The sequence below is a fragment of the uncultured Jannaschia sp. genome (assembly GCF_947494055.1).
Taxonomy (GTDB): domain Bacteria; phylum Pseudomonadota; class Alphaproteobacteria; order Rhodobacterales; family Rhodobacteraceae; genus Jannaschia.
On record NZ_CANLTR010000018.1, the window covers coordinates 49,768 to 64,387 of the forward strand.

Consider the following 14,620-nt stretch of genomic DNA (forward strand, 5'->3'; position numbering starts at 1 on the left):
CCTCTGCTCGGGGCCGGCGCGGAGATCAGCGCGACAGGATCGACTGGGCTTCGCTCACCAGCTGCTCGGCGCCTTCCGCCGGGGTCTGCTGACCGAAGGCGACCTGCTCGCTCACGCGGATCAGGAGCGCCTCGACCTCGCCCGCGCCGGCCGGCGGCGGCGGCGGCAGCGGCCCGGCCAGATCGCCGAGGTTCTCGATGTATTCGAGCTGCGCCTGGTCCGCCTCGTTGAGCTTGGGCGCAAGCTCTTCGCGCGCGACGGTCGATTCCGGCACGCCGCGCTCGACCTCGAGGACCTCGACCGCTTCGGGGTTGGTCACGAAATAGTCGATGAAGGCCGCGGCGGCCTCCGGGTTCTCGGCGCTCGAGGAGACCGAGAAAAGCTGCGACGGCTTGCGGTAATGCCCGCCCGTCGCGCCCTCCTCGATCAGCGGCAGCGGGATCATGGTGATCGTCGAGTCGTTCAGCTCCCGGTAGCCGGTCAGCTGGTTGGAATGGGCGAAGCTGACCGGGGCCTGGCCCAGCGTGACCGCGGACGTCTCGATGGAGCGCTGGTAGAGCGCCTGCTGGTCGGGCGGTACGGTCACGCCCCGCTCGCGCAGGTCGGCCCACATCTCGAACCATTCGGTCGCGTCCTCGACGGTGAAGCCGAGCTCCCCGTCGTCGGTATAGAGCGGCGTGCCGCGCTGACGCAGCCAGTTCTCGAGCTGCGGCTCGTGGCCGGAGGCGTCGTGCATGCCGTATTCGTAATCGGTCGCCTCGACGACCTGCATCACCGCGTCGGCCATCGCATCGTAGGTCATCGCCCCGGTCGGCACTTCGAGGCCCGCGGCCTCGAACGCGTCGGCGTCGATCATCGTGGCGGAGGAGTTCGCGCCGAGGCTCACGCCGTAGAGCCCGTCATCGACCATGCCGCCCTGCAGGCTGGCCTCCTCGAACCCTTCGAGGGGTAGCGCGTCGTTGCGGTATTCGCTCAGATCCGCGAGCGCGCCGCGGCGGGCGTATTCGAAGATGTAGCGGTAATCCATCTGGATGACGTCGGGCGCGTTGCGGCCTGCGACCTGCGTGGCGAGACGGGTCCAGTAATCCGCCCATCCGACCGTCTCGCCCTCGATGGTGACGTTCGGGTTCTCGGCCATGTACTGGTCGGCAACGGCGTAGGTCCGCTCGGCCCGCGGGGTCGACCCCCACCAGAACAGGCGCAGGTTCGCATCTTCCTGAGCGGCGGCGATCGTCGGCGCGACGAGGCTCGACAGGGTCAGCGCGGCGGTTCCGGCAAGCAGCGCCCGGCGGTCCGGCTTCGTGTATGACACGCGTGGTTCCTCCCATTTGACGGCCCGCCATTCGGCGCGGCCGGTTGGTGTCAGCTCGCGGTTCCTCCCCCGCGACGCGAGTGCCGTCCCCGACCCCGCGACCCCATCCAAGCAGGCTCCGCGCCACGAATCAAGCCGTATGTTACCGATTGGTAGGAAACTCTGGTAATTTGCTGAACGGAGCGATTATGAATGCCTCGACGATCCGATTTCGCGACACGGGAGGAACGGGGATGGCGAAGACACGATACGTACTGGTGGGCGTCGGCAATCGGGGCACGACGATGTGGGGCGGCGACCTGCTCGAGGGCTGGGGCGACGTTCTCGAGCTCGTCGCGATCTGCGACCTGAACCGGATGCGGGCGGAGCGGGCCCGCGAGATGATCGGCTCCGCCGCGCCGATCTGGAGCGATCTCGCCGCCTGCCTCGCGGAGACGAAGCCCGACCTCGTCATCGTCTGCACCCGCGACGACAACCACGACGACATCGTGGTCGCCGCGCTGGAAGCCGGCGCCGACGTCATCACCGAGAAGCCGATGACGACGACGCCGGACAAGATCCACCGCATCCGCGAGGCGGAGGCGCGGACGGGGCGCAAGGTCGACGTGTCCTTCAACTACCGCTTCTCGCCCACCAACGGCCGCATCAAGGAATTGCTGGACGAGGGCGCGATCGGCACCGTCACCTCGGTCGACTTCCACTGGTATCTCGACAACAAGCACGGCGCCGACTACTTCCGCCGCTGGCACGGTTTCCGGGAGAATTCCGGCTCGCTCTTCGTGCACAAGGCGACGCACCATTTCGACCTGCTGAACTGGTTCCTCGACGCCGACCCGGAGACCGTCCTGGCCTTCGGGGAGCTGCGAAACTACGGCGCGAACGGGCCGTTCCGGTCGGACCGCTGCCACGGTTGTCCCCATGCCTCCGAATGCCGGTACTACTTCGACATGGAGGCCGACCCGTTCCTGTGGCCGCTCTACGGCGACCCGGCGGCGGAGGACGGCTACTTCCGCGATGCCTGCGTCTACCGGGCGGAGATCGACATCCCCGACACGATGGTGGCCTCGATCCGCTTCGACAACCGGACGCTCGTCTCCTACTCGCTGCACACCTACATGCCGGTCGAGGGGCACCACATCGCCTTCAACGGTACCGACGGGCGGATCGAGCTGCGACAGTTCGAGAAGCAGCCCTGGGATTCCCCGCCCTCCGACGAGATCAGGCTCATCCGGTCCTTCCCGAACGAGGCCGAGACGATCGAGGTCCCGCACGAGCCGGGCGGCCATTACGGCGGCGACAACCGGATGCGCGACATGATCTTCCGCAAGGGCAACGATCCGCTGCGGCAACGCGCGGGCTCCCGCGCCGGGGCGATGTCGGTGCTGACCGGGGTCGCCGCGTTGCGAAGCAGCGACGAGAAGCGCGAGGTCCGGATCGACGAGATCGCGCCGGACAATCTCGGGCCGCGGACGCCGCTGAGCTGAAGCGCGGGGGGCAGGGTGGTCAGCCATCCCGCCCCTCCACCCGGGCACGCCATCGTTCGGCATAGGCCCGCAGGGCGCGCCGGTCCGAACAGGTGATTGCGGGGCCGGCTGCGACGCGAGGCGCCGACGCGACCAGCATCGCGGCCCCCGCCGAAGTGCCGGTGGCCGAGCCGGACGCCTCCACCCGGTCGTGCAGGGCGGCGAGCATGTCGAGATAATCGGCGTTCCGCGCGAAGGGTCCCTCGACGACGACCGGTCCCGCCGCGCCGGCGAGCGTGAGGCAGGTATCGGTCATCAACGCGAGATACCAGGCGAGGGCGAGCGTCCGCGCGCCCTCGGTCGGAGGCTCGGCGGTGAAGCCCCCGTGCCGCGCGGGGAAAGGTCCGGTGCCCCGCTCGACGGCGGGCAGGCAATGGAGGCCGGAAAGGACCGCCGCGCGATCCTGCGGCGTGGGCGCCGTCCCGTCCCCGCGCAGACGCTCGTATTCGCGTCCGCCCATGAAGCGCGCGGAGGGGACGGGCTCGCCCCGGGCGGAGACGTTGACCAGCGTGTCGCGCGCCGGGTCGAGGTCCACCGGGCGCCCGCCGACCGCCATGACGACGACCCAGGTGCCGGTCGAGACGATCGCGAAGGGCGCGTCCCGCCCGAGGAGATGCGGGTAGAGGGAGGCGTTGCTGTCGTGGATGCCGCAGGCGACGGGCGTGTCGCGCCCGAGCCCGGTCCGCGCCGCGACCTTCGCCGAGACGGTGCCGAGGACGTCCGAGGAATGCCGCGCCGGCGCGAACCTGTCGGCGAGGCCGAGCCGCGCCGGCAGGGACGAGAACCGGCCCGCCCACGGGTTCCAGAGATCGGTGTGGCAGCCGAGCGAGCTGACATCCGTGGCGCGCGCGCCGGTCAGGCGGAAGCCCCAGTATTGCGGATAGGTCACGACATGGGCGACGCGCGCCGCGACCGAAGCATCCTCGGTCAGCATCCAGTGCAGCTGCGCCCCGAGATTGAGCCCGTTCGGCAGGCGCGGGGAGCCGGTCTCCGCGAAGGGCGGGCGGATCGCGTCGTAGGCGGCGGCGCTGGCCCCGGGTCCGTCGTGCTCGTAGTCCAGCATCGGCGCCGCGAGCCCGCCCTCCGCATCGAGGAGCACCGCCGCCGCGCCGTGGGTCGTCACCGAGATCGCGTCGATCCCGTGGGCGGCCTGCATCCCGGCAAGGCCATCGAGCAGGAAATTCCAGTGCCCGTCGAGGTCGAAATGCGGCCAGGGCGGGCCGGGGCGGACCGTGTTGGGGCGGGTTCGCACGTCGATCTCGGTCAGGTTCCCGGCCTCGACCAGAGCGAGCTTCGCGTTGGTCTTGCCGATGTCGATGACGGCGATGTGGCGTGGCGCGGTCATTCCAGGTGGAACACCGTCTCGAGATCGCGGACGACGGGGGAAGCGTCGGGGTTCGTCTCCATGATGTCGGCCATGTGGTCCCACCAGCGCCGCATCACCGGATGGTCCGGCAGCGCGTCCATGCCGTGATCGTCGCGCCGCCAGAGCACCGCGAAGAGGGTCGAGGTCCCCCGGTCGAGATGGATCGAATAATCGCTGACCCCCGCCTCGTGCAGCAGCGCCGCGAGTTCCGGCCAGATCGCGTCGTGGCGGCGTCTGTACTCGGCCTCCTGCCCCGGCAGGAGCTTCATCGCGAAGGCATGTTTCTCGCTCACGCGGCCCTCCCGGTGCGGATCAGGCGGTAGAGGCGCGGCAGCGCGATCACCGCGATGAGGAGCGCGCCGGTGAAGATCGACATGACGATCCCCGGCACGTTGAGGAGCCCCAGCCCGAAGGTCGCCATCCCGATGATGAGCGCCGCCAGCACCACGCCGAGGATCGAGCCCGCGCCGCCCAGGATCGACACGCCGCCGAGCACGACCATCGTGACGACCTCCAGTTCCCAGGCGAAGGCGATGGAGGGGCGGGTGGAGCCCAGCCGCGCGGTCAGGCAGATCGCCGCGACCCCCGACATCACGCCGGTCAGCACGAAGAGGATCATCTTCACCCGCGCGACGCGGATGCCCGAGAAGGTCGCCGCCGTCGGGTTGTTGCCGATGGCGTAGATTTGCCGACCGAAATTGGTCGTGTGCAGCACGATTGCATAGATCCCGGCCAGAGCCGCGAAGAGTACGAGCTCGAAGGAGATCACCCAGAACACGTAGCCGCGCCCGAACCATGCGAAGTCCGACGGGTAGCCGTTGAACGCCTGATCGCCCAGCACGATGTAGCTGATCCCCCGGAACAGGCTCATCGTGCCGATGGTGACGACGATGGAGGGCAGGCCCAGCCGGGTGACGAGAAGCCCGTTGAAGAGCCCGCAGACGAGGCCCACGCCGAGGCCGATCGCGACGAGACCCACCGCGCCGACGTCGAATTGCAGCGCCCAGCCCATCGCGGTGGAGGCCAGCGCGATGATCCCCGCGACGCTCAGGTCGATCTCCCCCGCGACGATGAGGAGCGCCATGGCGAAGGCGATCATCGCCTTCTCGGTAATGTTGAAGGTCGCGTCCGAGAGGTTCCAGGGGTCGAGGAAGTAGGGGCTGGCCTGCGTGTTGGCGACGAAGATCAGCACCGCGATCACGCCGAGAAGCAGCTCCCAGCTCCGCAGCACGCGCGCGCCCCGCCGCGAACCGCGATCGGGCAGGTGGCGGGCCTCGGCGGTCAGGCTCATCGCGTGGCCTCCGGCTTCAGGATCACGCGGCCGGGCTGGCGGCGGGCGTTGAAGCCGACGGCGACGATGATCGCGGCGCCCGAGATCGCCATCTGCCAGAAGGGCGAGATGCCGGCGACCGGCAGCGCGTTCTTGATCGTGCCGAGGAACAGCGCGCCCAGCACCGCGCCCGTGACCGTGCCAAGGCCCCCGGCGATCGAGATCCCGCCGATCACGCAGGCCGCGACGATGTCGAGCTCGAACCCGCCGGCGACGTCCGTGTAGGCCACCGCGTAGCGCGAGACCCAGAGATAGCCGCACAGCCCGGCCAGCCCGCCGGAGATGACGAAGGCCCAGAACCGCGTCCGGCCGACGTCGATGCCGGTATAGATTGCCGCGCCCGGATTGCCGCCGACGGCGTAGAAGGCCCGGCCGAGCGCGGTGCGGTTCACGCCCACGGCGAAGGCCGCGACGATGGCGACGCCGGTCCAGCCGAGAAGCGGCAGGCCGAGAAGTTCCGTGCGCGGCAACGCCTTGTAGGCCGCGCTCATCTCGTGGCTGTTCACCCAGGCGCCGCCGGAGACGAGGAAGATCACGCCCCGGTAGATCGTCAGCGTGCCCAGCGTGACGACGATGGAGGGGATCTCCAGCTTCCAGACGAGAAGCCCGTTGAACGCGCCCAACAGGAGGCCGAGGGCGATGGCGATGGCGAGGAGGAGACCGACCGGCAGGCCCGGCATGGCGGCGTTGAGCATCGCCGTGACCATGCCCGTGAGCGCGAGGTTCGAGGCGAGCGAGAGGTCGATGCAGCGCGTCAGGATCACCAGCATCTGCCCGAGCGCGAGGATGATCAGGATCGAGGTGTCGTTGAGGATCCGGGTAAGGTTGCCGGGCGCGGCGAAGCCCGCGAAGCGCGTCTCCACGAGCAGGACGAGCGCGACCAGCGCGGCGAGCAGGATCGCCTCGCGGGAGCGGACAAACGACCCGATCATGCGGCGGCCTCGTAGCCCGCCGCCGCCCGGACCAGCGCCTCTGGCGTCAGCCCTGCGCGGTCGTAGCGGGCGGCGATGCGGCCGTCGCGCATCACGATGACGCGGTCGGACATGCCGAGGATCTCGGGGATCTCGGAGCTGACCATGACGACCGACAGGCCCTCGGCGGCGAGCTCGGCCATGAATTCGTGGACGGCGGCCTTGGAGCCCACGTCGATCCCCTTCGTCGGCTCGTCGAGGATGATGACCGCGGGCTTCGTGGCCAGCCACTTGGCGATCACGACCTTCTGCTGGTTGCCGCCCGAGAGCGTGCCCACCTCCTGATCGAGCGCCGCGGCGCGCAGGTCGAGCCGCTCGGTGTAGCGGCGGGCGAGGCGGAACTCCTCGGCCATGCGCACGAAACCGTGCCGGGATGTCTGCGACAGCGAGGGCAGGGTGACGTTCTGGAAGATCGGCAGCGCGGTGATCGCACCTTGCCGCCCCCGGTCCTCCGGCACGTAGACGATGCCGCTCGCGATGGCGTCGGCGGGCGAGCGGATCGCGAGCGGGCGGCCGTCGAGCGTCACCGTGCCCGCCGAGGGACGGGTCACGCCGAACAGCGCCTGCATGAACTCGGACCGGCCCGCGCCGACGAGGCCGTAGAAGCCCAGGATCTCGCCCCGGCGCAGGGTGAAGGAGATGTCGGCGAACTCGGTCAGGTGGCTCATGCCCTCGACGCGCAGAACCTCGTCGCCGGGTGTCGCCGTGCGGGCCGGAAAGATCGCGTCCATCGAGCGGCCGACCATCCGCTCGACCAACTGGTCCTCGGTCACGTCGGCGATCCGGCCCGCATCGACCATCTCGCCGTCGCGGAAGACGGTATAGCGGTCGGCGATGCGGAAGATCTCGTCGAACTTGTGGCTGATGAAGAGGATCGCCTGGCCCTCGGACTTCAGCCGCTCGACAAGCTCGTAGAGCTCTTCGATCTCGGTCTGGGAAAGCGAGGCCGTCGGCTCGTCCATGACCACGACGCGTGCTTCGACCGAGAGCGCGCGGGCGATGGCGACGAGGTGCTTGGACGCGATGCCGAGATCGCGCAGCGGCGTGCGCGGGTCGATCCGCGCGCCGATGCGCTTCAGGATGGCCGCGGCCTCCTCCCGCATCCGCGCCCAGTCCACGAGGCCGAAGCGCCCGCGCGGGGCGTGGCCGAGGAAGATGTTCTCCGCCACGGTCAGCTCGTCGAAGAGCACCGTCTCCTGATGGATCGCGGTGATCCCCGCCGCCGTCGCCGCGCCGGCCGAGGGAAAGCGCGTCTCGGTCCCGTCCACGCGGATCGTGCCGGCGTCCGGCTGGTAGATGCCGGTCAGCACCTTGACGAGCGTGGACTTGCCCGCCCCGTTCTCGCCCACCAGCGCCGTGACCTGGCCGGGATAGAGCGCGAGATCCACGTTCGCGAGCGCGACCACACCCGGAAACGTCTTGCGTATCCCGTCGAGCCGCAGCACCGGATCGGCGTCGGTCCCTGTATCCTTCATCACGAAGACCCTCCGGTCATGCGGACCCGACCCTTGCGGACCGGGTCCGCGTCCGGCCTCAGAAGACGCTCTTGAACTCGTCGATGTTCGAGGCGTCGTAGGTGAAGGGCTCGCTCATCGCGGCCTGGTTGTCGTCGTCGAGCGTGGCGGTGCCCATCCGGCCCATCGAGATCTCCGCGCCGGGCTCCGCCGTCGCCGCGTCGGTGGCGAGCGCGTGGGCGATCATCGCGGTCGCGTAGCCCAGATCTACCGGGTTCCAGATCGCGAAGGACTTGGACGCGCCCGACTCGATGGCGCCCGCCATCTCGGACGGCAGGCCGAGGCCGGTGACGTTCACCTCGCCGACCTTGCCCGCGTCCTGCACCGCCTGCGCGGCGGCGACGATGCCGACGGAGGTCGGCGCGATGATGGCGTCGAGATCGGGGTAGGATTGCAGCAGGCCCTGCGTCTCCCGATAGGACTTGTCGGCGAGGTCGTCGCCGTAGACCGTCGCCACCACCTCGATGTCCGGGTAGTCGCCCATGACCTGCTTCATCTCCTCGATCCAGACGTTCTGGTTGGTGGAGGTGGAGGTGGCCGAGAGCACTGCGACCTTGCCGCCCTCGGGCAGCTGGTCGGCGGCGAGCTTGATGATCGTCTGGCCGATCAGCTCGTCGGAGGAGGGGGCGAGGTGCATCTCGCGGCCCTCGGGCGCGACGCCGGAATCCCAGGAGATGACGGTGATGCCGCGCTGCATGGCGCGCTCCAGCGCCGGGACGACCGCGTCGGGATCGTTGGCGGAGATGGCGATGGCGTCGACCCGCTGCGCGATCAGGCTGTTGATGACCTCGATCTGGCCCTCCGCCGTGGTGGAGGTCGGGCCGGTATAGATGATCTCGACGCCGCCCAGCTCCTCGGCGGCCTCCTCGGCGCCGCGCGCGGCGGCCTCGAAGAAGCCGTTGCCGAGCGACTTGGCGACGAGCGCGATGCGCATGTTGTCCTGCGCGAGGGCGGTGGTGGACCACAGCCCTGCCACGAGGCCCGTGGCGATGGCGATGCGTCTGGTGATGCTCATGTCGTTTCCTCCCTGAATGAACGTTGTGCGTCGGGTTGCCCCTCAACCCGTGGCGGGCATCTCGGCCCGGCCACGCCGGGGGCTCGCCACGACGAGGCGCGGCCCCGCGGCCTCGACCATCGCGGCGTCTGCGTCGGTGATGCGGTCGTCGGTGATCAGCGTGTCGATCCGGTCGAGCGAGCACAGGATCAGGCTGGACCGGTGCCGGAACTTGGTCGAGTCGACCATCAGCACGACCTCGTCGGCCTGCCCGATGAGTTTGGTCTCGGCCTGGATGATGAGCGGGTCCCCTTCCATCACGCCGAGCCGCGACACGCCTTGCGCGCCAAGGAACATGCGGCGCGCGGCGAAGTTCTTCGTCACGTCGTTCTCGAAGGGGGAGAGCACGATGTTCTGCTCGCGGTAGATGGTCCCGCCGGCGAGCATGACGGTGTTCTTCGACTGCTTGAGCAGATGCTCGGCGATCGGGAAGGAATTGGTGAAGACGAGGCAGCGCCGGTTGGCGAGCGGATGCACCATCTGGAACGTGGTCGTCCCGCCGTTGATGATGATCGCGTCGCCGTCGGCGCAGAGCTCGACCGCCGCCTGCGCGATGGCCCGCTTCTCGGCGATCTGCCGGGTGGCGTTCATCTCGAAGGGGCGTCCCGCGAGGCCCACGAATTGCGGCGGCGCCAGCGATTCCACCCCGCCGCGGACCCGGCGCACCTTCTTCTGCATGTGGAGCGTGGCGATGTCCCGGCGCACCGTCGCCTCCGACGCGTCGGTCAGTTCGACGAGCTCGGCCACGGTCGCCACGGGGCGCGCCTGGACGGCGGACAGGATCGTCCTGTGGCGCTCGCTCTCGATCATCCCCGACCTCCCCGGTTACGGCGAGGTTCCCGTGCGAACGGATCATTGTCAATCATGTTTCGTCACAAGCAATCGTTTCTGCGGTGCAGAATGATCGTTGATGATCGAAAGCGATTGACACGACGTGCCCGCGCGAAGAGGTTGCGCGCAGATCGAGGCGGGGGAGACACGATGCCGAAGGATGCGAATGGCGGCCGGATCGCCGACATGTGGGACGGCGCGACGGCTTCCGGGATGAGCGAGCCTGAACTGCTGCTCTACCGTTCGAACCTCCTCGGCTCGGACAAGCGGGTCACGAATTACGGCGGCGGCAACACGTCCGCCAAGGTCACCGAAACCGACTCGCTGACCGGCGAGCCGGTCGAGGTGCTCTGGGTGAAGGGATCGGGCGGCGATATCGGCTCGATCCAGCTCGACGGGTTCGCGACGCTCTACATGTCGAAGCTCGCGGCGCTGAAGGATCTCTACCGCGGCGTCGCGTTCGAGGACGAGATGGTCGGCTACCTGCCGCATTGCACGTTCAACCTGAACACGCGCGCCGCCTCCATCGACACGCCGCTCCATGCCTACGTCCCGCACACGCATGTCGATCACGTCCATCCCGACGCGGTCATCGCCATCGCCGCCGCCGAGAACTCCGAGGCGCTGACGAAGGAAATCTACGGCGACGAGATCGGCTGGCTGCCGTGGAAGCGGCCGGGCTACGAGCTGGGCCTCTGGCTCGAGGCGTTCTGCCGCGAGAACCCCGAGGCGAAGGGCGTCGTGCTGGAGAGCCACGGCCTCTTCACCTGGGCCGACGACGCGCGGGACTGCTACGAACTGACGCTGCGGATCGTCAACCGGGCGATCGAATGGTTCGAGGGCCGCACGGCGGACGTCCCGGCCTTCGGCGGCGAGGTCAAGGCCGCGTTGCCCGAGGACGAGCGCCGTCGCATCGCCGCCGCGCTGATGCCGGCGATCCGTGGCATGATCTCCGGCGAGAGCCACAAGGTCGGGCATTTCGACGATCGGGACGCGGTGCTCGAATTCGTCGGCGGACGCGACATGGAACGCCTCGCCGCGCTCGGCACGTCCTGCCCGGACCATTTCCTGCGCACCAAGATCCGGCCGCTCGTCGTCGGCTTCGACCCGGCGAACCCCGATGTCGAGGCCACGCTCGACGGGCTGCGCGGCATGGTGGAGGCCTACCGCGACGACTACGCCGCCTATTACGAACGCTGCCGCCACGACGACAGCCCGGCCATGCGCGACCCGAACGCTGTGGTCTATCTGGTGCCCGGCGTCGGCATGATCACCTTCGCCAGGGACAAGGCGACCGCGCGGATCTCGGGCGAGTTCTACGTCAACGCGATCAACGTGATGCGGAACGCCGACGCGGTGAGCACCTATCGGGGCCTGCCCGAACAGGAAGCGTTCGACATCGAGTACTGGCTCCTCGAGGAGGCCAAGCTCCAGCGGATGCCCGCGCCGAAATCGCTGGCCGGCCGGGTGGCGATCGTCACCGGCGGGGCAGGGGGCATCGGCGCGGCCACGGCGGAGAAATACCTCGCCGAAGGCGCCTGCGTCGTGCTGGCCGATATCGACGCGGGCGCGCTTGCCGCGACGGAGGCGAACCTCGCGGGCCGCTACTCGCGGGACGTGGTCCGCTCGGTGGAGATGAACGTCACCTCCGAGGATGCGGTGGCGGACGCCTATGCCGCGATGGCCGTCGAGTTCGGCGGCGTGGACATCGTCGTCTCCAATGCCGGCATCGCCTCCTCGGCCAAGGTCGAGGACACCACGCTGGAGCTCTGGGACCGGAACATGTCGATCCTGTCGACGGGGTACTTCCTCGTCTCGCGCGAGGCGTTCCGGATGCTCAAGCGGCAGGGGATCGGCGGGGCGATCGTGTTCGTGGCCTCGAAGAACGGCCTAGCCGCTTCGCCCGGGGCGTCGGCCTATTGCACGGCCAAGGCCTCGGAGATCCACCTCGCCCGCTGCCTCGCGCTCGAAGGAGCGGCGGAGGGCATCCGGGTCAACGTCGTGAACCCGGACGCGGTTCTGCGCGGCTCGCGGATCTGGCAGGGCGAATGGCTCGACCAGCGCGCCTCGACCTACGGGACGGACAAGGAGGGGCTGGAGGAGATGTACCGCGAGCGCAGCCTGCTCAAGCGGTCGGTCCTGCCCGAGGACATCGCCGCGGCGTGCTACTTCTTCGCCTCCGACCAGAGCGCGAAATCGACGGGCAACATCGTCAACGTCGATGCCGGCAACGTGCAGGCCTTCACGCGCTAGGGTCGGACCGAAGGGGGGACAGACATGATCGACGACGACACGATCGCCGCGGCAAATGCGGACGGGGAGGCGGCGCTCCGCGCCGAGTACGACGCGCTCGGGGAGGTGCTCGACCGGCGGGGCATCGCGATCGACGGCATCCGCGACCGCGTCGCGGCCTACGGCGTCGCGATCCCGTCCTGGGGCGTAGGCACCGGCGGCACCCGCTTCGCCCGCTTTCCCGGCCCGGGGGAGCCGGCGACCATCTTCGACAAGCTCGACGATTGCGGCGTGGTCCACCGCCTGACCGGCGCGACCCCCCGCGTGTCGCTGCACATCCCCTGGGACGAGGCCGATCCGTCCGACCTGCGCGCGAAGGCGGAGAAGGTGGGTCTGGGCTTCGACGCGATGAACTCCAACACGTTCCAGGACCAGCCGGGCCAGGGCCGCAGCTACAAGTTCGGCTCGCTCAGCCACACCGATGCGGGGACCCGGGCGCAGGCGGTGGAGCACAACCTGCGCTGCATCGAGATCGGGCGACAGATCGGCTCGCGGGCGCTCACGATCTGGGTCGGGGACGGCTCGAACTTCCCGGGGCAGGCGCATTTCACGCGGCAGTTCGACCGCTACCTCGACAGCGCGCGCGAAATCTATGCCGGGTTGCCGGAGGACTGGCGCCTCTTCACCGAGCACAAGATGTACGAGCCTGCCTTCTATTCGACGATCGTGCAGGATTGGGGCACGAACTACCTGATCGCGCAGGAACTGGGCGAGCGGGCCTTCTGCCTCGTCGATCTGGGCCACCATGCCCCGAACGTGAACATCGAGATGATCGTGGCCCGGCTCATCCGCTTCGGCAAGCTGGGCGGGTTCCATTTCAACGACAGCAGGTACGGCGACGACGACCTCGATACCGGCGCCATCGACCCCTACCGGTTGTTCCTCGTGTTCAACGAGCTCGTCGACGCGGCCGGCACGCCCGGCTTCGACCCCGCCCACATGCTCGATCAGAGCCACAACGTCACCGACCCGATCGAGAGCCTGATGAATTCCGCGATGGAGGTGCAGCGCGCCTACGCGCAGGCGCTTCTCGTGGACCGGACGGCGCTGGCCGGCCATCAGGAGGCGAACGACGCGATGATGGCGTCGGAGACGTTGAAGCGCGCCTTCCGCACCGATGTCTCCCCGATCCTCGCGATGGCGCGGCTGGAGGCCGGCGCGGCGATCGACCCGATCGCGGCCTACCGCCGCTCGGGCTACCGCGCGCGGGTGGCCGAAACACGCCCGGTCGCGAGCGGGGCCGGCGGGGGGATCGTCTGATCCGAAATGAAGTGCCGTCCCGAGCCGCGTCGCGTGAGATTGACGGGTTCCCTGTCTGCACTTTCCGACGCGCCGATACGCAGGCCCTCGACGTCCGCCGCATCGACACGATCGCCCGCGCGTGCCGGCGGCGCGTTCGCCGCCGCCTCCAGATCGCCCCGCAACCTCGAAGCGACGCCTATCTGTAGATCTCGGGAAGGAGCGAGGTCGAGATCGCCGGCACGTAGGCGATCAGCAACGTGACGATCAGCATGAAGATCACGAAGGGCACCGCCCGCCACGCGATGCGCAGGATCGATTCGCCCGTGATTCCCGCCGTCACGAAAAGGTTCAGTCCGAGCGGCGGGGTGATGAAGCCGACCCCGAGCGCGGTGATCATCATCACACAGAACTGGATGTCGTTCATTCCGATATTGTCCGCCAACGGCTTCAGGATCGGCGCGAGGATGACGATGTTCGGCGTGGTCTCCATCACGCAGCCGGCGGCGACGAGGATGCCGATCATCAGCAGGATGAGGATCCAGGGCTGATCCGTCAGCGAGGTCACCGAGGTCACGAAACCCTGCGGCACGCCCATGATCGCGAGCGCCTGCGCCAGCGGCAGCGAGAAGGCGATGATCGGGAGGATCACGCCGTTCACCTTGGCCGAGCTGACCAGCATCTGCGGGAAGTCCGCCAGGCGAAGCGTGCCGATGACGAAGCCGATGGCGATGGTGACGACCACCGCGGTCGCACCCGCCTCGGTGGGCGTGAACTGGCCCGAGAAGATGCCGTAGAAGATGATGCCCGGCACGATGAAGGCGTACCAGCCGCTCCGCAGGGCGCGGCCGAGCTGCGCGAACCAGTCGCGCAGGCTCAGGCCCCCGCCGCCTTCGTATCCGTAACGCAGGTTCACGACCGTGTTCGTGACGAGGATCGAGACGAGGATCAGCAGGCCGGGCACGAGCGCGGCGAGGAACAGCGTCGAGGCCGAGATGCCAAGCACGAGGCCGATGATGATGTAGGCGATCGACGGCGGGATCAGGATGCCGGTGCAGGCCCCCGCGGCGACCAGAGCGCAGGCATAAAGCGTTTCGGCATTAACCCGAGGCGTATCCGGCAGCAGTGAAGTAGTTCCAGCACTCCTGCGGGTCGTAGAGATCACAGATCGCACCGATGGCGTCGAAC

The 14,620-nt window shown here is 68.8% G+C and carries 12 protein-coding genes; 3 read left to right on the plus strand and 9 right to left on the minus strand.

All coding sequences use genetic code 11. The features are described 5' to 3' along the window. Nucleotides 1–25: 25 nt before the first annotated feature. Nucleotides 26–1,312 carry an ABC transporter substrate-binding protein gene (locus tag Q1A87_RS14405; protein ID WP_299652536.1) on the minus strand — a complete coding sequence of 429 codons (1,287 nt, stop codon included), beginning with the start codon at nucleotides 1,310–1,312 and terminating at the stop codon, nucleotides 26–28. A 233-nt stretch (nucleotides 1,313–1,545) separates the two neighbouring features. Here Q1A87_RS14405 and Q1A87_RS14410 point away from each other — a divergent pair, with 233 nt between their 5' ends. After that, nucleotides 1,546–2,796, plus strand: coding sequence for a Gfo/Idh/MocA family oxidoreductase (locus tag Q1A87_RS14410; RefSeq protein WP_299652538.1), 1,251 nt, complete (start codon nucleotides 1,546–1,548; stop codon nucleotides 2,794–2,796). Nucleotides 2,797–2,815: 19 nt separating this feature from the next. On the opposite strand, the gene Q1A87_RS14415 is transcribed toward Q1A87_RS14410, so the two are convergent. From Q1A87_RS14415 to Q1A87_RS14445, 7 genes are read right to left on the minus strand one after another with little or no spacing between them, the layout of a single operon-like run. After that, nucleotides 2,816–4,180 (minus strand): FGGY-family carbohydrate kinase, encoded by a 1,365-nt coding sequence (locus tag Q1A87_RS14415; protein ID WP_299652540.1) that lies wholly within the window; start codon nucleotides 4,178–4,180, stop codon nucleotides 2,816–2,818. Further along, nucleotides 4,177–4,494, minus strand: a complete 318-nt coding sequence (rhaM, locus tag Q1A87_RS14420) for an L-rhamnose mutarotase (RefSeq protein ID WP_363323007.1) — start codon at nucleotides 4,492–4,494, stop codon at nucleotides 4,177–4,179. Before rhaM ends, Q1A87_RS14415 begins: the two co-directional genes overlap by 4 nt. Then, nucleotides 4,491–5,492, minus strand: coding sequence for an ABC transporter permease (locus Q1A87_RS14425; protein ID WP_299652542.1), 1,002 nt, complete (start codon nucleotides 5,490–5,492; stop codon nucleotides 4,491–4,493). The genes rhaM and Q1A87_RS14425 overlap by 4 nt, the downstream gene beginning before the upstream one ends. Next, on the minus strand, nucleotides 5,489–6,463 hold the full coding sequence (locus tag Q1A87_RS14430; protein WP_299652544.1) for an ABC transporter permease: 975 nt from the start codon (nucleotides 6,461–6,463) through the stop codon (nucleotides 5,489–5,491). The genes Q1A87_RS14425 and Q1A87_RS14430 overlap by 4 nt, the downstream gene beginning before the upstream one ends. Continuing rightward, complete coding sequence (locus Q1A87_RS14435) at nucleotides 6,460–7,977, minus strand: sugar ABC transporter ATP-binding protein (RefSeq protein WP_299652560.1); 1,518 nt, start codon at nucleotides 7,975–7,977, stop codon at nucleotides 6,460–6,462. Before Q1A87_RS14435 ends, Q1A87_RS14430 begins: the two co-directional genes overlap by 4 nt. A gap of 58 nt (nucleotides 7,978–8,035) precedes the next feature. Further along, nucleotides 8,036–9,031, minus strand: coding sequence for a rhamnose ABC transporter substrate-binding protein (gene rhaS / locus Q1A87_RS14440; protein WP_299652546.1), 996 nt, complete (start codon nucleotides 9,029–9,031; stop codon nucleotides 8,036–8,038). Between the two features lie 42 nt (nucleotides 9,032–9,073). Further along, nucleotides 9,074–9,880 carry a DeoR/GlpR family DNA-binding transcription regulator gene (locus tag Q1A87_RS14445; RefSeq protein ID WP_299652548.1) on the minus strand — a complete coding sequence of 269 codons (807 nt, stop codon included), beginning with the start codon at nucleotides 9,878–9,880 and terminating at the stop codon, nucleotides 9,074–9,076. A gap of 171 nt (nucleotides 9,881–10,051) precedes the next feature. Between Q1A87_RS14445 and Q1A87_RS14450 the strand changes: the two genes are divergently transcribed. Next, entirely contained in the window at nucleotides 10,052–12,154 is a 2,103-nt protein-coding gene (locus Q1A87_RS14450; protein WP_299652550.1) for a bifunctional rhamnulose-1-phosphate aldolase/short-chain dehydrogenase, read from the plus strand. A gap of 24 nt (nucleotides 12,155–12,178) precedes the next feature. After that, entirely contained in the window at nucleotides 12,179–13,453 is a 1,275-nt protein-coding gene (rhaI, locus tag Q1A87_RS14455) for an L-rhamnose catabolism isomerase (protein WP_299652552.1), read from the plus strand. Between the two features lie 178 nt (nucleotides 13,454–13,631). On the opposite strand, the gene Q1A87_RS14460 is transcribed toward rhaI, so the two are convergent. Next, a partial coding sequence (locus tag Q1A87_RS14460) for a TRAP transporter large permease (protein WP_299652554.1) occupies nucleotides 13,632–14,620 on the minus strand: 989 nt, incomplete at its 5' end.